12 protein-coding genes, 2 rRNA genes and 1 pseudogene are annotated in these 16,815 nt (G+C 57.4%); 2 read left to right on the forward strand and 13 right to left on the reverse strand.

Annotated elements, in window-relative coordinates:
• Positions 1–3 precede the first annotated feature (3 nt).
• On the reverse strand, positions 4–495 hold the full coding sequence (gene def / locus H9L06_RS03095; protein WP_187555801.1) for a peptide deformylase: 492 nt from the start codon (positions 493–495) through the stop codon (positions 4–6).
• 66 nt (positions 496–561) lie between these two features.
• Between def and H9L06_RS03100 the strand changes: the two genes are divergently transcribed.
• A complete protein-coding gene (locus H9L06_RS03100) occupies positions 562–1,359 on the forward strand; it encodes a ParA family protein (RefSeq protein WP_187555802.1) in 798 nt (265 codons plus the stop codon).
• Between the two features lie 13 nt (positions 1,360–1,372).
• Here the strand turns inward: H9L06_RS03100 and H9L06_RS03105 are convergent, their stop codons facing one another.
• From H9L06_RS03105 to H9L06_RS03120, 4 genes and pseudogenes are all read right to left on the reverse strand, one after another.
• The gene (locus H9L06_RS03105; RefSeq protein WP_187555803.1) at positions 1,373–1,960 is read right to left on the reverse strand and encodes a MerR family transcriptional regulator; all 588 of its coding nucleotides are present in this window, start codon (positions 1,958–1,960) and stop codon (positions 1,373–1,375) included.
• Positions 1,961–2,099: 139 nt separating this feature from the next.
• Positions 2,100–2,786 carry a transcriptional regulator FtsR gene (gene ftsR, locus H9L06_RS03110; RefSeq protein WP_187555804.1) on the reverse strand — a complete coding sequence of 229 codons (687 nt, stop codon included), beginning with the start codon at positions 2,784–2,786 and terminating at the stop codon, positions 2,100–2,102.
• A complete protein-coding gene (locus H9L06_RS03115; RefSeq protein ID WP_246454468.1) occupies positions 2,786–3,241 on the reverse strand; it encodes an FHA domain-containing protein in 456 nt (151 codons plus the stop codon). Before H9L06_RS03115 ends, ftsR begins: the two co-directional genes overlap by 1 nt.
• A 153-nt stretch (positions 3,242–3,394) precedes the next feature.
• Positions 3,395–4,863 (reverse strand): annotated as a pseudogene (locus H9L06_RS03120) (helix-turn-helix domain-containing protein).
• 150 nt (positions 4,864–5,013) lie between these two features.
• On the opposite strand from H9L06_RS03120, the gene aceB reads away from it, so the two are divergent.
• Entirely contained in the window at positions 5,014–6,693 is a 1,680-nt protein-coding gene (gene aceB, locus H9L06_RS03125) for a malate synthase A (protein WP_187555805.1), read from the forward strand.
• A 4-nt stretch (positions 6,694–6,697) separates the two neighbouring features.
• Here the strand turns inward: aceB and mnhG are convergent, their stop codons facing one another.
• From mnhG to H9L06_RS03165, 8 genes are all read right to left on the reverse strand, one after another.
• On the reverse strand, positions 6,698–7,063 hold the full coding sequence (gene mnhG / locus H9L06_RS03130; protein ID WP_187555806.1) for a monovalent cation/H(+) antiporter subunit G: 366 nt from the start codon (positions 7,061–7,063) through the stop codon (positions 6,698–6,700).
• Positions 7,056–7,364 (reverse strand): MrpF/PhaF family protein, encoded by a 309-nt coding sequence (locus tag H9L06_RS03135; RefSeq protein ID WP_187555807.1) that lies wholly within the window; start codon positions 7,362–7,364, stop codon positions 7,056–7,058. The genes mnhG and H9L06_RS03135 overlap by 8 nt, the downstream gene beginning before the upstream one ends.
• Positions 7,361–7,921: a Na+/H+ antiporter subunit E gene (locus H9L06_RS03140; protein WP_187555808.1), complete on the reverse strand. Its 561-nt coding sequence runs from the start codon at positions 7,919–7,921 to the stop codon at positions 7,361–7,363. Before H9L06_RS03140 ends, H9L06_RS03135 begins: the two co-directional genes overlap by 4 nt.
• Complete coding sequence (locus tag H9L06_RS03145) at positions 7,914–9,572, reverse strand: Na+/H+ antiporter subunit D (RefSeq protein WP_187555809.1); 1,659 nt, start codon at positions 9,570–9,572, stop codon at positions 7,914–7,916. The genes H9L06_RS03140 and H9L06_RS03145 overlap by 8 nt, the downstream gene beginning before the upstream one ends.
• Positions 9,569–10,105, reverse strand: coding sequence for a Na(+)/H(+) antiporter subunit C (locus H9L06_RS03150; protein ID WP_187555810.1), 537 nt, complete (start codon positions 10,103–10,105; stop codon positions 9,569–9,571). The genes H9L06_RS03145 and H9L06_RS03150 overlap by 4 nt, the downstream gene beginning before the upstream one ends.
• Positions 10,102–12,999, reverse strand: a complete 2,898-nt coding sequence (locus H9L06_RS03155) for a Na+/H+ antiporter subunit A (protein WP_187555811.1) — start codon at positions 12,997–12,999, stop codon at positions 10,102–10,104. Before H9L06_RS03155 ends, H9L06_RS03150 begins: the two co-directional genes overlap by 4 nt.
• A gap of 225 nt (positions 13,000–13,224) precedes the next feature.
• Positions 13,225–13,341, reverse strand: a 5S ribosomal RNA gene (gene rrf / locus H9L06_RS03160).
• Positions 13,342–13,483: 142 nt separating this feature from the next.
• Positions 13,484–16,594: ribosomal RNA gene (locus H9L06_RS03165) — 23S ribosomal RNA — on the reverse strand.
• Positions 16,595–16,815: the final 221 nt, after the last annotated feature.

The raw sequence follows: 16,815 nt of genomic DNA on the forward strand, positions 1-16,815 counted from the left end.
GGTTTAGAACCACCTTGAGGTGCGAATCTGCCTCATTGCTTCTCCGCGTGTCTCACGGTCGAGCCTCGAGATGTAGAGTTTGCCGTCGAGGTGGTCGCACTCATGTTGCAGAGCCTGCGCTTTGAGACCCTCCCCTATGATTGTCACTTCACTGCCATCGAGCAATATGCCGCGTACAGTCGCTCGAGGGTACCTCGTGACCGTAAACCACAGGTCCGGCACTGACAAACACCCCTCGCCCATTTCCTCAGGGTCCCCACTCACCTCAACCAACTCTGGATTCAACACGTACTCGATGACGCCGTCGATATTCAGGCTGAATGCGCGGTGGGTGTATCCAATCTGCGTCGCGGCGAGACCCGCTCGCCCGTCGAAATCGACGGTGTCGCACAGGTCCGTCACCATCGCGTGAATTCCGGCGTCAATTTCGGAAATTTCATCGCAAACGGTGCGAAGCACCGGATCCCCAAACAGTCGTATTTCGCGCACAGCCATGCGTTGATGCTATCGGCTACATAATCATCCAAGCCTCAATCAGGCTTCATCCACTAAACTCGAACCGTGCATGTATTGAGTGTGAGTTCCCTAAAAGGTGGCGTCGGCAAGACCACAGTAACGCTGGGGCTTGCGTCAGCGGCGTTTTCGCGCGGTCTTCGCACACTGGTCGTCGATCTTGATCCGCAGTCAGACGTCTCAACAGGCCTGGCCGTCGATCCTGAAGGCTATTCGAATATCGCAGACGTTCTTGAGAGCCCGAAAGAGAAAACGGTCCGTCAGGCGATCGCTCCGAGCGGGTGGAATGAGTTCCACGAAGGCGGCAAGATCGACCTCCTGGTGGGTAGCCCATCTGCAATCAACTTTGATGGCCCGCACCCGTCGGCGCGGGACATTTGGAAGTTGGAAGAGGCACTCGCAATTGTCGAGTCCGATTACGACCTCGTGCTAGTGGACTCTGCTCCGTCATTGAATGCGCTCACGCGCACAGCGTGGGCAGCGAGCGACCGCGTAATGATCGTGACAGAGCCAAGCCTGTTCGCTGTAGCAGCGACCGACCGCGCGCTGCGCGCGATCGAAGAGATCCGCCGAGGTGTGAGCCCTCGCTTGCAGCCGCTCGGCATTCTCGTGAACCGCACCCAGGCGCAGTCTGTGGAGCACCAGTTCCGTGTTCGCGAGTTGCGCGAGATGTTCGGCCCGCTCGTACTTACGCCTCAGCTGCCTGAGCGACCAGCGCTGCAACAGGCCCAGGGTGCCGCAAAGCCAGTGCATCTCTGGCCCGGAGAACCAGCACAAGAGATGGCCGCGAACTTCGATATCGTGCTCGACCGCGTACTGCGATCGATGAAGAAGGCTAAAGACTAACGAGAACTCGTTACTAAGACGTCTTGCGCTTAGAGCGACGAGCGGCAAGTTCATCGGTAGGAGCGTGAGCCGCGGGCTTCTCGCGGTGGTCGTCGAGGTCAACGAGCGACGTTTCGACTTCGCGCAGCACCTTACCGACAGCAATGCCGAACACGCCCTGCCCCCTGCTCACAAGGTCAATAACCTCGTCGTTGGAGGTGCAGAGGTACACACTCATGCCGTCACTCATGAGCGTCGTCTGCGAGAGATCGTGCACTCCGGCTGCGTGCAATTGCCCGACTGCCGTACGAATCTGCTGCAGCGAAATGCCAGTGTCGAGCAGTCGCTTCACGAGCTTAAGAACGAGGATGTCGCGGAACCCATAGAGTCGCTGTGAGCCTGAACCGCTGGCTTCTCGCACGGTGGGCTCTACGAGGCCGGTGCGCGCCCAGTAGTCGAGCTGTCGATAGCTGATGCCGGCCGCGCGGGCAGCCACTGCGCCCTTGAAACCACCGTCGACATTTGGACGAGGAAGCCCGTCGTCGAAGAGCAGGTCGGCAGAGAGCGGATACGCATCAACAACAGCATCAGTGCCATCAATTGGCGGTTCCGTATGCTCCATTGTCGACCCTCTCTTGTGACTTGAACTCCATCAACGCTATCTGTGTGGGGTACCCCGTGCAACGACCGTGAGCACCGATTTCATAACTTCGACCTTAAAGTTCAAGTTGAAGGTGAGAAAAGGGCGAAACGACGCTGTTTTAGAGTGTGCCAAACTTTCGTCGCAACACGCCGGAGCGCACTGTCTCGAGATACTCAACGAGCTCAAGCGAACCGTCGACCGCGCTCGGAGAACCCTTCTTCTCGCCCCGCGATGAAATTGCGTGAGCCAACAGTTCGGCGTCGCGCTCTGCCGCAATGCGGAGCGACCGAAGGTGCCTCGGTGTCAGGCCAGCCTGTGCAAGTTTGAGAAGTGCAGCGAGCTGCCCGACAGCGTCAAGCGGAAAGACCTCGGCTGCTGGCAGCAGACCTGCCGCAATGGCTTCACCAAGAAAACGCTTGTTCGCACCGGTCGTGCGACACAGCTCCTCACTCGAGATCACCTGTTTCGCAGACAGGATCGTCGACGCACTACGCTTCGATGCCCCGGGAATAACGGGATCTCGCCCCGAATCAAGCTCGTCGAGCACCTCGCCAATCTTCTTGAGCGGAAGGTAGTGATCTCGCTGTAGCGTGAGAATGAGACGGATGCGCTCTACGTGTTCTTGAGAGAACTTGCGGTAGCCCGACTTGGTACGCTCAGGCTCGACAAGACCCTGATCCTCGAGAAACCGGAGCTTCGACGGTGTCAGGTCTGCAAATTCGTCTTCGAGATTCGCAAGCACCTGTCCGATACTCAGCAGACCGTGCGCTGCTGGACTAACCGCGCGAAGCGGAGCGGCCGCCATCAGTTCGCACCGGGAAGATCAAACCGAGACGCAAAGAAGGTGAATCTGAATTTACCCACCTGCACCTCTACCCCATCATCAAGTGCGACTTCACCTTCGATCCGCTCACCATCGGAATATGTGCCGTTAAGCGACCCAAGATCAACCACTGAAAAGGTCGTACCTGAACGGCGGAACTCCGCGTGCTTTCGAGAAACCGTCACGTCGTCGAGAAAAATATCAACGGCCGGGTGACGGCCTGCGACCGTCACATCTCTGTCGAGCAAAAAGCGCGCACCAAGGTCGGGGCCGCGACGCACGACAAGAAGCGCAGCACCCGAAGGCAATGCCTCGACTGCATCGCGCTCATCGACCCCAAGATCGGTAACGTTTGCGCGGATCATCGCATTGAGGTCTTCACGGAATTGCTCCGTTGCCTTTACCTCGGTGTTATGACCTCGCTTATCGCTCGCCACTGTCTCACCCGTTTCCGTGCTCAGCGGGGAGTTTCACCCCAATACCGTCCCCCTACGCTACCGCAGCTAGGCCCTTCCGCGCACGTTCCTGCACGAAAAACTGACGGATCTCGGCGCGTCGCGAGTCATCATTCTCCGGCTGAGGATATGCGCCTACTCGTGCGACTCGAGAAACTCGTAAACTTCGTGCGAATCCACACCGGGAAACGTGCCTGTTGGGAGCGCTGCGAGCAGGCTCGTCGGGGTGGCTGCTTCTGGCCACGCGGCAGCTTGCCACTTCTGCGTAAGGTCGGCTGACGCACGCCTACAGCAAGTCTCATCCGGGCAAAATGACCGTGTCCGATGGTCCGTCTCGCGCCCACGGAACCACCGCACGTCTTCGAACCGAACCCCGACGCTCACTGAATACATGCCTTCCTTCGCTTTTTCGATGCGCGAGGTGCACCAGTAGGTACCGCCGGAAGACATGTCCGTGTACTGATACCAGGGGTTGAACCTATCTGGCTGCGCGAAAACCGTTCGAGCAGTCCAGTTTCGGCACACGGTCGCCCCCTCAAGATTTCCGAGCGCGTCAGACGGAAATCGCACCCCGTCATTCTCATAGGCCTTAATGAGGGTTCCCGACTCGTGCACTTTCGTGAAGTGCACGTTCAAGTCGAGCCACTGGGTTGCCAGGTTCGTGAACCGGTGCGCGGCCATTTCATACGAAACCGCGAACTCGTCCCTCAAATCCTCCATAGAGATCTCGCGTCGCTGCTTCGCGTTCTTGAGCGAATCAACTGCGGCGCCCTCCGGAAGCAGCACGGCACCCGCGAGGTAGTTCGCCTCAACACGCTGCCGCAAAAAGTCTGCGTAGCTGCGCGGCTCTTCGTGTTCGCACACCAGGCTCGCCAGGGCTCGCAGGATCGGCGCACGCGCGTCACGTGACGACTGCCCCGCGCTCATGTAAATTCGCCCATTTCGCCGATCGATTACCGAACGGGTCGAGTGCGGCAGGTCAGACACATAGTGAAGCGAGAATCCGAGCTTCTCAGAAACGCGCGCAATCGTCTGTTGCAGCACCGGCCCCCTGAATACCCGGCGCTGTCCAGAAGATCTTTCGCGACTCGCTCAAGGTCTTCGAAGTAGTTCCCGGCCACACGCATCTCCGCACGAAGCTCAGTATTGGTTCTGCGCGCTTCCTCAGGGGTGGCAGCTCGCTCTCGGTGCAGTCGCTCAACTTCTTGGTGCAGGCCAATGATGGCTTGCAGCGTTTCGTCGTTCACGGTTTTTGAAACGCGGATCGGCTCAAGGCCCAACGACCTAAACACAGTGCCCCGTTGAGCTCGCTCAACGGCGATCTCGAGCGCCGCTCGCTCACTCGGTGCCTCATCTACCAAGAGCTGATCCACACTCGACTGCAGTGCGGTCGCAAGCGCGCGCAGGAGCGGCAGCTTCGGTTCACGCTTGCCATTCTCAATCGCTGAGATCTGCGACGGTGCGCGACCAACCGCCGCCGCGAGCGTCTCAAGTTTCATGCCGAGCTCGGTGCGACGCTCGCGAATTCTGCGCCCGAGAACCAGCGCATCTCCCCCGTCGCTCGAGTCATCGACAACTTGAACTTCTAACACCTGACTTGCCATTTCACCATGATGACAGACTCAAATAGTTTCAGCAAGTAGAAAAAGTGGGATATTTCTACTTGAAATTCTCTACCTCGCCGTATTGACCAGCCTAAAAATAGAACTACCAAGCAATCACCCACTCAGGGCCTCACGGCAGGAGTCGATACTATGAACACCGAAACGGCAACCCGTTCCGAGACCACCGCACCCGCTTCAGAGCGCACACACTCGTATGCAGCTCCAGCGATTGAGCCGGTCCTCGAACTCAACGGTCGCCCGCTCGAGCGGAGCGACGAGATCCTCACACCAGAGGCGCTTCAGTTCATTCTAGAGCTGCACCACCGCTTCGCACGGGCACGCCACGAACGCCTCGCAGATCGCCAGCGTCGCAGCTTCGAGATCGGCAACGGTCGCGACCCGAAGTTCCGCGATGACACCAAGCACATTCGCGAGGACTCATCGTGGAAGGTCGCACCGCCCGCACCGGGACTCGAGGACCGTCGCGTTGAAATCACCGGCCCAACCGACCCGAAAATGACGATCAACGCAATGAACTCGGGTGCTCGCGTGTGGCTTGCCGACCAGGAAGACGCAACAAGCCCGACCTGGGAAAACGTCATCGGCGGCCAGCTGTCGCTCTACGACGCAATTCGCGGTCAGCTCGAGTACACCAGCGCCGAGGGCAAGCAGTACCGCGTCACGGCGGAACGCACACCCACAATCGTTATGCGCCCACGCGGTTGGCACATGGTTGAAAAGAACATGCGGTTTACCGATTCGAACGGCCAGTCATGCGCCGCGTCAGGAAGCCTCGTGGACTTTGGTCTCTATGTCTTCCACAATGCCAAGCAGCTTATCGAGAACGGTCAGGGACCGTACTTCTACCTGGCGAAAATCGAGTCGAGCGAGGAAGCGAAACTCTGGGACGATGTATTCACCTTCACGGAGTCATACCTTGGGCTCGAACGCGGCACGATTCGCGCTACTGTGCTCATCGAGACAATCCCCGCAGCATTCGAGATGGAGGAGATCCTCTACGTACTCAGGGACCACATGGCCGGACTCAATGCGGGCCGCTGGGACTACATCTTCTCAATCATCAAGTACTACCGCGGCCGCGGCGCACGGTTCGTACTCCCCGATCGCAGCGAGGTGACCATGTCGGTGCCGTTCATGCGGGCATACACCGAATTGCTCGTGAAGACCGCGCACAAGCGTGGAGCACACGCAATCGGCGGCATGAGCGCGTTCATTCCAAACCGTCGTGACCCCGAGGTCACGCGACGCGCGGAAGAGAAGGTGCGCGCAGATAAGCAACGCGAGGCGAACGATGGTTTCGACGGCACCTGGGTTGCGCACCCCGATCTCATCCCGGTCGCGCAGTCTGTGTTCGACGCGACTCTCGGCGAGCGTCCGAACCAAGTGGATCGGCAGCGCGACGATGTCGAGGTCACTGCCGAACAGCTGCTTGATGTTCGCATCGGGCGTGCTATCACCGAGGCCGGTGTGCGCGAGAATGTGTCGATCGGAGTTCGCTACATCGAGTCGTGGATCCGCGGTATCGGCGCTGCTGCAATCGATAACCTCATGGAAGACGCAGCCACCGCAGAGATCAGCCGTTCGCAGATTTGGCAGTGGATCCACCAGGATCAGTCGACCGACAGCGGCGTGCGCATCACGCGAGAATGGGTCGCTGGAATCCTCGCAGAAACGATTGCGGGATTCGATCGATTTGAGGGTGACCGCTACGACGACGCTGCCGAACTATTTACTGAGGTAGCGCTCGGCGAGGCATTCCCAACATTCCTCACGCTGCCCGCGTACACCAAGCACCTGGTCGACCTCTAAGCGGTTAGTCTTCGCCAGACCGCTTCCCAGCACGGGCGATCGCCGGGCCGAGTTCGTCGACGAGTAATATATCGTCGTCGAGCTCGCCTGTGCGATATGCAGCACGTCCCACCATGTGCGCAGCTGCGGGAGCAGTGATCGACTGAAACACAAACACCGGCATCAGCGCGAGAAGTACGCCCCACGAACGCTGATCGAGCGCTACCGCTGCAATGACGAGCAGTAGCCCAAAGATCTGTGGTTTCGTGGCTGCGTGCAACCGGCTCAGTGCGTCGGTAAAACGCAGCAAGCCAAACCCGGCGGCGGCTGAGAGTAACCCGGCAAGCACCAAGCATACGAGTGCGGCCACATCTAGTATCGCGTCAAACATGGTGATCGCCCCCCATACCCTGCGGCAATCGGTGCTCCGCGCGTCGCTTCACGTATCGCGCCACCACGATAGTCGCAAATGTCGCCGTTGCAGCAATTCCCGCCATCAGCGGGATGGAATCGGTGTGCCCTCGCGCCACCATATCTGCACCGAGTGCGAGCATGACCGTTGTGAGCAAGACATCAGATGCGATCATACGATCAAGGATTGTCGGGCCGCGGGCAATGCGCAGAAGCGCAGCGATCGCGGTGAACGTGAGTCCGGCACCGACCACCGCGAGCATGAGAACCTCAAACGTCATTTGCGCACCGCCTTCACTTCACTGCGAGATCCGAGCGCGAGAATAAGTAGGCGCTCAATTGTCGCAACTTCCCGCCGCATGTTCATGATCTCTTTCTGAGACGGCGTATTCAACACGTGGAGATACAGAATCGATCCAAACCGATCCACCTCAGCGACGAGCGAACCGGGAATCAACGAAATTGTGAGCCCCACGAGAGTAAGAATGAAGTCTGACTTTGTACGTAGCTTCACCGCAATTATCGATGTCATCGGTGGAGAGCCCGGCCGAATCGCAAGCCAACCCACCTGAAATGATGCATATGCGAGGTTCCAGAGGAAGTACGCCACGTAGCGCAACGCATACCAAAGGTTGAATCGCCCCGCGAGTTCAACGGGCGGCAGGTAGAACAGGCGCATCACCATGATCGATACGAGCACTCCGCTCACCACGGACATGGGCGAGATCTCTTGCCAGAACATCATCCACATGATGACGAGTCCGACGAGGAGCGGCAGCTCGTGAAAACGAACGAACATCTCAAGGCCCCGAGCCGTACGGCGCTTGCGCCTAATCATGGCCGACCTCCTCACCGAGCGATGTAGATCCGCTGCCACCGTTCACATGCTTCGCCTCGAGCACGAGTGAAGCGAGCTTCCCATGGTCCGTGAGGTCGTCTCCCGCGCGCTCGGCGAAGCCAAAGAGCGGACCGGCCGCGAAGGTGAGCACAAGACTCACGCCAATCATCCCGATCGTCGCCGCGATCATGAGACGTGGAATACCCTTTTTCTCACGCGTCGGCAGTGCGTCTGGCGCATCCTGCAATCGCTCAAAGAGTTTCTCTTCGCGTTCGCGCAAGAGCACTGCCTCATTCGAGGCCGTGCGAGGAGCCCCCTGCGCTTCCTGTGCCTTCACCTTTGGGCGCCAGAACGCGAGTGTCCAGGCGCGGGCAAGTGCGTATAGCGTCAGCAGTGACACCGCTGCGCCGATACCAATGAGCCAGTACGCTGCAGTGGACTCAATCTGGGCGCCCGCAGTAAACAGCCCGAGCTTGCCAAGGAACCCAGAGAACGGTGGAATGCCGCCAAGGTTCAACATAGGCAGGAAGAAAAGCACGGCGATAATCGGCGAACTCCGCATGAGCCCACCGAGTCCAGCGAGTGACGTGGTTCCGCCCTGGCGCTCGACGAGGCCAACGGCGAGGAACAGCGTGGTCTGCACGATGATGTGGTGGGCAATGTAATACACCGTCGCCCCGAAACCAACAGAGGTCGCGATTGCGATGCCGAATATCATGTAGCCGATGTGACTCACGAGAATGAACGAGAGCATTCGTTTCACGTCGAGTTGTGAAACTGCACCAAGAATTCCGACGATGAGCGTTGCTCCCGCGACACCCATGAGCAGTGGGTCGATATTCGAATGCGGGAAGAGCATCGTCTGTGTGCGGATAATCGCGTACACACCGACTTTTGTGAGCAACCCGGCGAAGACAGCGGTCACCGGTGCTGGCGCAGTTGGGTATGAATCTGGCAGCCAAAACGCGAGCGGAAAAACTGCGGCCTTAATGCCAAACGCGATGATCAGGGTGAGGTTGAGGATGAGCTGAAGTTCGCTCGGTAGTTCAGCGATGCGGGCAGTAAGCTGCGCCATATTCACGGTGCCCGTCGCCCCATATACAAGCGCGATGGCCGCAAGGAAGAGCACTGACGATACGAGGGAGACGACCACGTACGTGACTCCGGCGCGAATGCGCTGCGCAGTACCACCGAGCGTGATGAGCACGTAGCTCGCGACGAGCAGAATTTCGAACCCGACATACAGATTAAACAGGTCGCCAGCGATGAAGGCGTTGAAAACGCCTGCGCCGAGCACGAGATAGGTCGGGTAATAGATGGAAACCGGTGTTTCCTCGTCGCCATCGGCAAGACCCTGACCGATTGAGAACAGGAACACCGATAGCAGCACAACCGCGGAAACGGCGAGCATGAGCGCCGAAACTCGGTCGACGACGAGCGAAATGCCGTATGGCGCTGCCCAACCGCCGACCTGCATAATGAGCGGGCCGGTCTTGTCGACGATGAACATCAGAATGATGCCGATAATCGATACTGCGGTCAGAGCAACGAGAGTGATCCCACGCTGCAGAGCACGATGCCCTGGAACGGCAAGCGCAAGTGCTGCACCCGCGAGCGGAATGAGCACGACGATCGGTACGAGAAAGGTCATGATTGGCCTCCCTCGCCCGGCCCCGTTTTCGATTTGCCTGAATCACTTACATCGCCCGAACCATCCGAGCTATCTAAGTCATCTGAGTCCTCAGAGTCGTCTCCGGGTATGTCATCCTCAAACTCAGTCGCATCTTCAAGATCCTCCTCAGTAACCTCTTCGGTGGTGAGGGTCTCGGCTCGCGAAATTTCGAGATCGTCGCGGTCGTCCTCGACTCGGTCTTCAAGGATGCGCGACAGTCGCCAGGACCGGTAAATGAGTGCGAGCAGGAACGCACTCACGCCGAAAGTAATGACGATCGCCGTGAGAATGAACGCTTGTGGCAGTGGATCGCTCATCGAACCATCGTCGTCTCCCCCAACTATCGGTGAGCTTCCAAACTCTCCGGACATGAGGAAGATCAACAGGTTCGTTGCATTTCCGACGAGGAGGAAGCCGAGCAGAATGCGTGTGAGGCTCCGATCCAGCATGAGATAGACACCTGCGGTGTACATCACCACCATCACGGCCACGAGGACGAGGGGCATGGTCATTGCGCGTGCTCCTCTGCAAATGAAACTGGGTCGGACTCTTCATGCTCATCGATCTCTGAACCAAGGCTTCTCAGCACATCGAGGATGAGACCGAACACGACGAGATACACGCCAATATCAAACAGCGTTGACGTGACGAGCGGCAAGGAGCCAAAAATACCGAGATCTACATCAACCCAGGTCGAGGAGAGCGCCGGCTGCCCGAAAAATAGCGGCAGCATCGCCATCGACACCGACAGGGCAAGACCGATACCGAGGATTCGACCAGCATCAAGTGGCACCGTAGCGCGCAGCTCATACCGACCACCCGCGAGGTACCGGGCGACGAGCGCGAGCCCAGCCGCGAGACCTCCCGCGAAGCCACCGCCCGGGCTGTTGTGGCCAGAGAGGAGAAGGAATATCGAGAGCAATAGCAGCGCGTGGAAGATGAGTCGAACTATCACCTCGAGAATGATCGAGCGACGTCTCGGATCGAGTTTGGAACCGGCCAACAGCCAGTTCATGCGGCTCTCGGGGTCGCCTGGATCCGCGACACGCATAAGATGAGCGCGAGTAGCATCGCGTGCCGCACGCCTACTGAGGTGAGGACTCCGGTCAATGCGAGTGTTGAGAAAGACGAGTGAGGCTACGCCAGTCGCGGCAGCGAGAATGACCGAGAGCTCCCCCATCGTGTCCCACGCACGTATATCGACAAGCATCACATTGACGACGTTGAACCCGTGCCCACCTTCAACGGCAAGCTGCGGCAGGGCGAGCGAGATTGGATCTGCGATGCGACCACCAAGGGAAATCACGGCGACAGCCCCGAGCACGAGCCCCAGCCCTAGCCCAAGTAGTAGCCGTCCGACTCGATGCGAACGCGTAGCATGCTCCCGCATGCGTGCGGGCAGCCTACGAATCACGAGCACGAACGCGATGAGCGTAATGGTCTCAACAAGCAGTTGGGTAAGACCAAGATCGGGAGCTCCATGCAGCGCAAAAATGACGGCCATCCCGTACCCGGTGACTCCGACGAGTACACCTGCTTGGAATCGAGTTCGCGCTCGAATTGCGAACACTGCCGCAACAATCATCACGACCGCAATTGGGATCTCGACGGGATTTGCAATGAACTCGAGTTCTTCCGGCCACTGGTTGGTCGCAAGTATGGTGCCGCCAAGTGTGCACACGAGTGTCGTGAGGATCACCGCAAGATAGAACGGAAGCGATCCACGCTGGGTGATCGAGGTCAAACGAACGGCAAGGAGATCGAGCCAGTGCGTTGCCAACCAGTACATGTGGGAGGCAGAAAAACGCTCGGCAGCGGGAGGGAGCGCACCAGCGATGCGTTTTGCGGGGAAGAAAAAGAAGATGCCCACGCCGATAACTAACGCTGAAAGTAGGAGCGGAACACTCAAACCGTGCCACAGCGCCAAGTGGGTGACGCCCAAGTCGCCGGAAACTAGGCCGGGAACTGCCGCCTGAACCAGTGGATCGAGCATCGGTGCACCAAAGCCGTAGACGATGGTGATGATCGCGAACAGTGCTGGCGCAACCAAGAACGTGCGCGAAGGAGTCTCTTCAATTGGCGTGTCAGGTACACCGGGTTTCCGGGCAAACGCACCCCAGATGAACCGGCACATGTATGCAACCGTGAGCATGCTTCCCGCAACAGCAACGCATAACGCAACCATTGCAATCGGCTGCTCTCGGCCAAGGGCAAGCAACTCCGTGAAGGCTGACTCTTTCGCGACAAAGCCAAAGAACGGTGGCACTCCCGACATCGAAGCAGCAACGAGCACCGCAATGAACGCGAGCACCGGGAACTGGGAAGCAACACCGCTGAGCCGGCGAAGGTCGCGCACACCAGTTGATGAGTCGATAATTCCAACGGTAAGGAACAACGGCGCCTTCGCTACTGCGTGTGCGAAGAGCAACACGAGTCCAGCGAATGTTGCGCGCGGATCCCCCACGCCAATGACCATCACCAGCAGCCCGAGCTGGCTCACCGTGCCGTGCGCGACGATGAGTTTAATGTCGAACTGCCGAAGTGCGCGGATCCCGCCGTGAATCATCGTGTAACCGCCGAGGATCACAAGGACCCACCGGTAGCCGGGCACATCAGCGAATGGCTCACTCATTCGGACGAGTAAAAACACCCCGGCCTTCACCATCGCTGCAGCATGTAGGTAAGCACTCACTGGCGTGGGCGCAGCCATAGCTCCGGGCAGCCAAAAGTGGAAGGGGAAAATCGCAGACTTAGAAATCGCACCAAGCAAAACGAGATATACAGAGACGGTGACGATCGTACCCCGTGGTGGATCGGCAATGATCTCCGACAGCAAGGGTGTTCCTGATGCATGTACGAGCAACACAAACCCAACAAACATTGCGAGACCGCCGAGTGTGGTGATCATCAATGCCTGGAGAGCTGCAGAGTTGGCAGTGCGCAATCTGAGCACGTGGCCAATAAGCAGGAACGAGAAGACAGTTGTCGCTTCCCAAAAAATAAAGAGTAGGTACAGATTGTCTGAGATCACGAGGCCGAGCATGCTCGTTGCAAAGCCCATGAATACTGCAGAGAAGCGCGGAAGACCAGTGTCACCGTCGTCGAAGTAGTTGTTGCAGTACAGCAGCACGAGAGCGCCTGCTCCGGTGACAAGGAGTGCAAATAGTGCAGCGAACGCATCGAGCCTGAACGTGAGATTCAGCTGGAGCCACGGAATCCACTCTAGGTGTTCTACAAGCGCATCGCCCGAAAAGGCTGGAATCGAGAGTGCGACCATGACAGCAAACGACGCAGCCATGACCACTGCGAAGAAGAGAAAGGCCCGACGACCGAAGCGCCGTGCGATTGGATGTGCAATCAAGGAAACGATGGAAAGAGCGAGTAACACTCCCGTCATCGCCCCCATAGGCAGCCTGCTTTCGCTCAGTTGTCTTGTCCAGCTTCAAGTTTATCGGACTCAGTGCAGCTACCCTGACCAGAAGCGGAACCCCGCTGACGCTCATAGTGAAATCGATGCTCAAAAACTTCTTGGGGAGGGAACGTAGGCGAAACTACGGCCCAAGTATTGAAGTCCTGAAATGCAGAAAGGCCCTGGAACGAATCTGTTCCAGGGCCTTTCCCTTCAAAAAATGTTCGGCGGTGTCCTACTCTCCCACGAGGTCCCCCTCGCAGTACCATCGGCGCAGTCAGCCTTAGCTTCCGGGTTCGGAATGTGACCGGGCGTTTCCCTGACGCTATAACCACCGAAACTCTATTGACATATACACACCCCACCAACCACAGGCCTAAGTCACTCAAACCCAGGGGGTGTGGCCGTACGTCAAGAACCACAAAGTAGACGCGAACATCGTTACACTTACAAACTCATGCCCCAAAACACTATTTGGGATGAAGTCAAGTCATCGGCTTATTAGTACCAGTCAGCTCCACACCTTACAGCGCTTCCACATCTGGCCTATCAACCCAGTAATCTACTGGGAGCCTCACACACCCTAAAGGTGTACGGAGATCTCATCTCGAGGCCGGCTTCCCGCTTAGATGCTTTCAGCGGTTATCCATCCCGAACGTAGCCAACCAGCCATGCCCTTGGCAGAACAACTGGCACACCAGAGGTCCGTCCAACCCGGTCCTCTCGTACTAGGGTCAGATCCTCTCAAATCTCCAACGCGCGCAGAGGATAGGGACCGAACTGTCTCACGACGTTCTAAACCCAGCTCGCGTACCGCTTTAATGGGCGAACAGCCCAACCCTTGGGACCGACTCCAGCCCCAGGATGCGACGAGCCGACATCGAGGTGCCAAACCATGCCGTCGATATGGACTCTTGGGCAAGATCAGCCTGTTATCCCCGAGGTACCTTTTATCCGTTGAGCGACAGCGCTTCCACAAGCCACTGCCGGATCACTAGTCCCGACTTTCGTCCCTGCTCGACCTGTCAGTCTCACAGTCAAGCTCCCTTGTGCACTTACACTCGCCACCTGATTACCAACCAGGTTGAGGGAACCTTTGGGCGCCTCCGTTACATTTTGGGAGGCAACCGCCCCAGTTAAACTACCCACCAGGCACTGTCCGAAAACCCGATCAGGGTTCGTCGTTAGATATCCAATATGACCAGAGTGGTATTTCAACAACGACTCCACCAACACTAGCGTGCCAGCTTCACAGTCTCCCACCTATCCTACACAAGCCACACCGAACACCAATACCAAGCTGTAGTAAAGGTCACGGGGTCTTTCCGTCCTTCTGCGCGTAACGAGCATCTTTACTCGTACTGCAATTTCGCCGAGTTTATGGTGGAGACAGCTGGGGAATCGTTACGCCATTCGTGCAGGTCGGAACTTACCCGACAAGGAATTTCGCTACCTTAGGATGGTTATAGTTACCACCGCCGTTTACTGGGGCTTAAATTCACAGCTTCGCAGTCCGAAGACCACTAACCGCTCCTCTTAACCTTCCAGCACCGGGCAGGCGTCAGTCCGTATACGTCCACTTGCGTGTTAGCACGGACCTGTGTTTTTAGTAAACAGTCGTTCCCCACTGGTCTCTGCGGCCACCACACCCTTTCCCAAGCAAGTTGGTATAAGTGGATGGCCCCCCTTCTCCCGAAGTTACGGGGGCATTTTGCCGAGTTCCTTCACCATAATTATCTCGATCTCCTGAGTATTCTCTACCTGACCACCTGTGTCGGTTTGGGGTACGGGCAACTAGCAACCTCACGTCGATGCTTTTCTCGGCAGCATAGGATCACCTGCTTCCCCATACGGGTCCGCATCGTATCTCACCCAAAGCCAGAAACTATTCATAACTGACGGGCTACATACTTACACCGGGACAACCATCGCCCGGCACAGGCTACCTTCCTGCGTCACACCTCACGCTCACCACCCGAGTTCGGGTTCGCAGCCGCCACCCCACATCACCCGAAGGATCCGCAGAATATTGGTTTGCTTAGCACTACTCGTTAGGTCTTGAACGGTTACCAGCCGGTACGGGAATATCAACCCGTTGTCCATCGACTACGCCTGTCGGCCTCGCCTTAGGTCCCGACTTACCCAGGGAAGATTAGCTTGACCCTGGAACCCTTGGTCTTCCGGAGGACGGGTTTCTCACCCGTCTTTCGCTACTCATGCCTGCATTCTCACTCGTGTGGCATCCACGACTGGTTCACACCGCCGCTTCACTCGCCACACGACGCTCTCCTACCCATCCATACGGCTGGACCACGAAGGCCTACCACATATATGAATGCCACAACTTCGGTGGCGTGCTTGAGCCCCGTTACATTGTCGGCGCGGAATCACTTGACCAGTGAGCTATTACGCACTCTTTCAAGGGTGGCTGCTTCTAAGCCAACCTCCTGGTTGTCACAGCAACTCCACATCCTTTTCCACTTAGCACGCGCTTTGGGACCTTAGTTGGTGATCTGGGTTGTTTCCCTCTCGACTATGAAGCTTATCCCCCACAGTCTCACTGCTGCGCTCTCACTTACCGGCATTCGGAGTTTAGCTGACGTCAGTAACCTTGTAGGGCCCATCGGCCATCCAGTAGCTCTACCTCCGGCAAGAAACACGCAACGCTGCACCTAAATGCATTTCGGAGAGAACCAGCTATCACGAAGTTTGATTGGCCTTTCACCCCTATCCACAGCTCATCCCCTCAGTTTTCAACCTAAGTGGGTTCGGCCCTCCACGCGCTCTTACACACGCTTCAGCCTGGCCATGGATAGATCACTTCGCTTCGGGTCTAGGACATGCGACTTAGATCGCCCTATTCAGACTCGCTTTCGCTACGGCTACCCCACACGGGTTAACCTCGCCACATATCGCTAACTCGCAGGCTCATTCTTCAAAAGGCACGCCGTCACACCTACAAGGGTGCTCCGACGGATTGTAAGCAAACGGTTTCAGGTACTATTTCACTCCCCTCCCGGGGTACTTTTCACCTTTCCCTCACGGTACTAGTCCGCTATCGGTCATCTGGGAGTATTTAGGCTTATCAGGTGGTCCTGACAGATTCACACGGGATTTCTCGGGCCCCGTGCTACTTGGGATATCTTTCACGCGGCCAAGGCATTTCGCATACGGGGCTCTCACCCACTCCGGCCAGCCGTTCCAAGCTGTTCCGCTATACCTTGACACTCACGTCGGCTGCATGGCAGCGCAGCCAGAAAGATCCCACAACCCCGATGATGCAACCCCTGCCAGGTATCACACACCACCGGTTTAGCCTCATCCAGTTTCGCTCGCCACTACTCCCGGAATCACATGTTGTTTTCTCTTCCTGTGGGTACTGAGATGTTTCACTTCCCCACGTTCCCTCTACCCGCCCTATATATTCAGGCGGGAGTCACTAGGTCAGCAAGCCGCCTAGCGGGGTTTCCCCATTCGGAAATCCTCGAATCACAGCCCGTTTATCGGCTCCCCGAGGCTTATCGCAGATTACTACGTCCTTCTTCGGCTCCAGATGCCTAGGCATCCACCGTTTGCTCTTCGAAACTTGAAATCACATAAGTAAATAATTACAGAAACACACACCCACCCCCGAAAGGGTTGATGCATGAAACCAATGAGACACACACAACCAAAAAATGATCATGCATGTATCGAAGATGCTCGCGTCCACTGTGTAGTTCTCAACGTACGGTCAAACCCACCCCACCACACAACACGTTGCGGCAGCATGGACTGAAGAAACCAAGCACACCCACCCACCCCAAAAAATCG

This window comes from Leucobacter denitrificans (genome assembly GCF_014396385.1).
GTDB lineage: Bacteria > Actinomycetota > Actinomycetes > Actinomycetales > Microbacteriaceae > Leucobacter > Leucobacter denitrificans.

Coding starts and splice junctions, on each gene's coding strand:
- def (WP_187555801.1), bottom strand. CDS start 495: ATGGCTGTGCGCGAAATACGACTGTTTGGGGATCCGGTGCTTCGCACC.
- H9L06_RS03105 (WP_187555803.1), bottom strand. CDS start 1,960: ATGGAGCATACGGAACCGCCAATTGATGGCACTGATGCTGTTGTTGAT.
- ftsR (WP_187555804.1), bottom strand. CDS start 2,786: ATGGCGGCCGCTCCGCTTCGCGCGGTTAGTCCAGCAGCGCACGGTCTG.
- aceB (WP_187555805.1), top strand. CDS start 5,014: ATGAACACCGAAACGGCAACCCGTTCCGAGACCACCGCACCCGCTTCA.
- mnhG (WP_187555806.1), bottom strand. CDS start 7,063: ATGTTTGACGCGATACTAGATGTGGCCGCACTCGTATGCTTGGTGCTT.
- H9L06_RS03135 (WP_187555807.1), bottom strand. CDS start 7,364: ATGACGTTTGAGGTTCTCATGCTCGCGGTGGTCGGTGCCGGACTCACG.
- H9L06_RS03140 (WP_187555808.1), bottom strand. CDS start 7,921: ATGATTAGGCGCAAGCGCCGTACGGCTCGGGGCCTTGAGATGTTCGTT.
- H9L06_RS03145 (WP_187555809.1), bottom strand. CDS start 9,572: ATGACCTTTCTCGTACCGATCGTCGTGCTCATTCCGCTCGCGGGTGCA.
- H9L06_RS03150 (WP_187555810.1), bottom strand. CDS start 10,105: ATGACCATGCCCCTCGTCCTCGTGGCCGTGATGGTGGTGATGTACACC.
- H9L06_RS03155 (WP_187555811.1), bottom strand. CDS start 12,999: ATGGGGGCGATGACGGGAGTGTTACTCGCTCTTTCCATCGTTTCCTTG.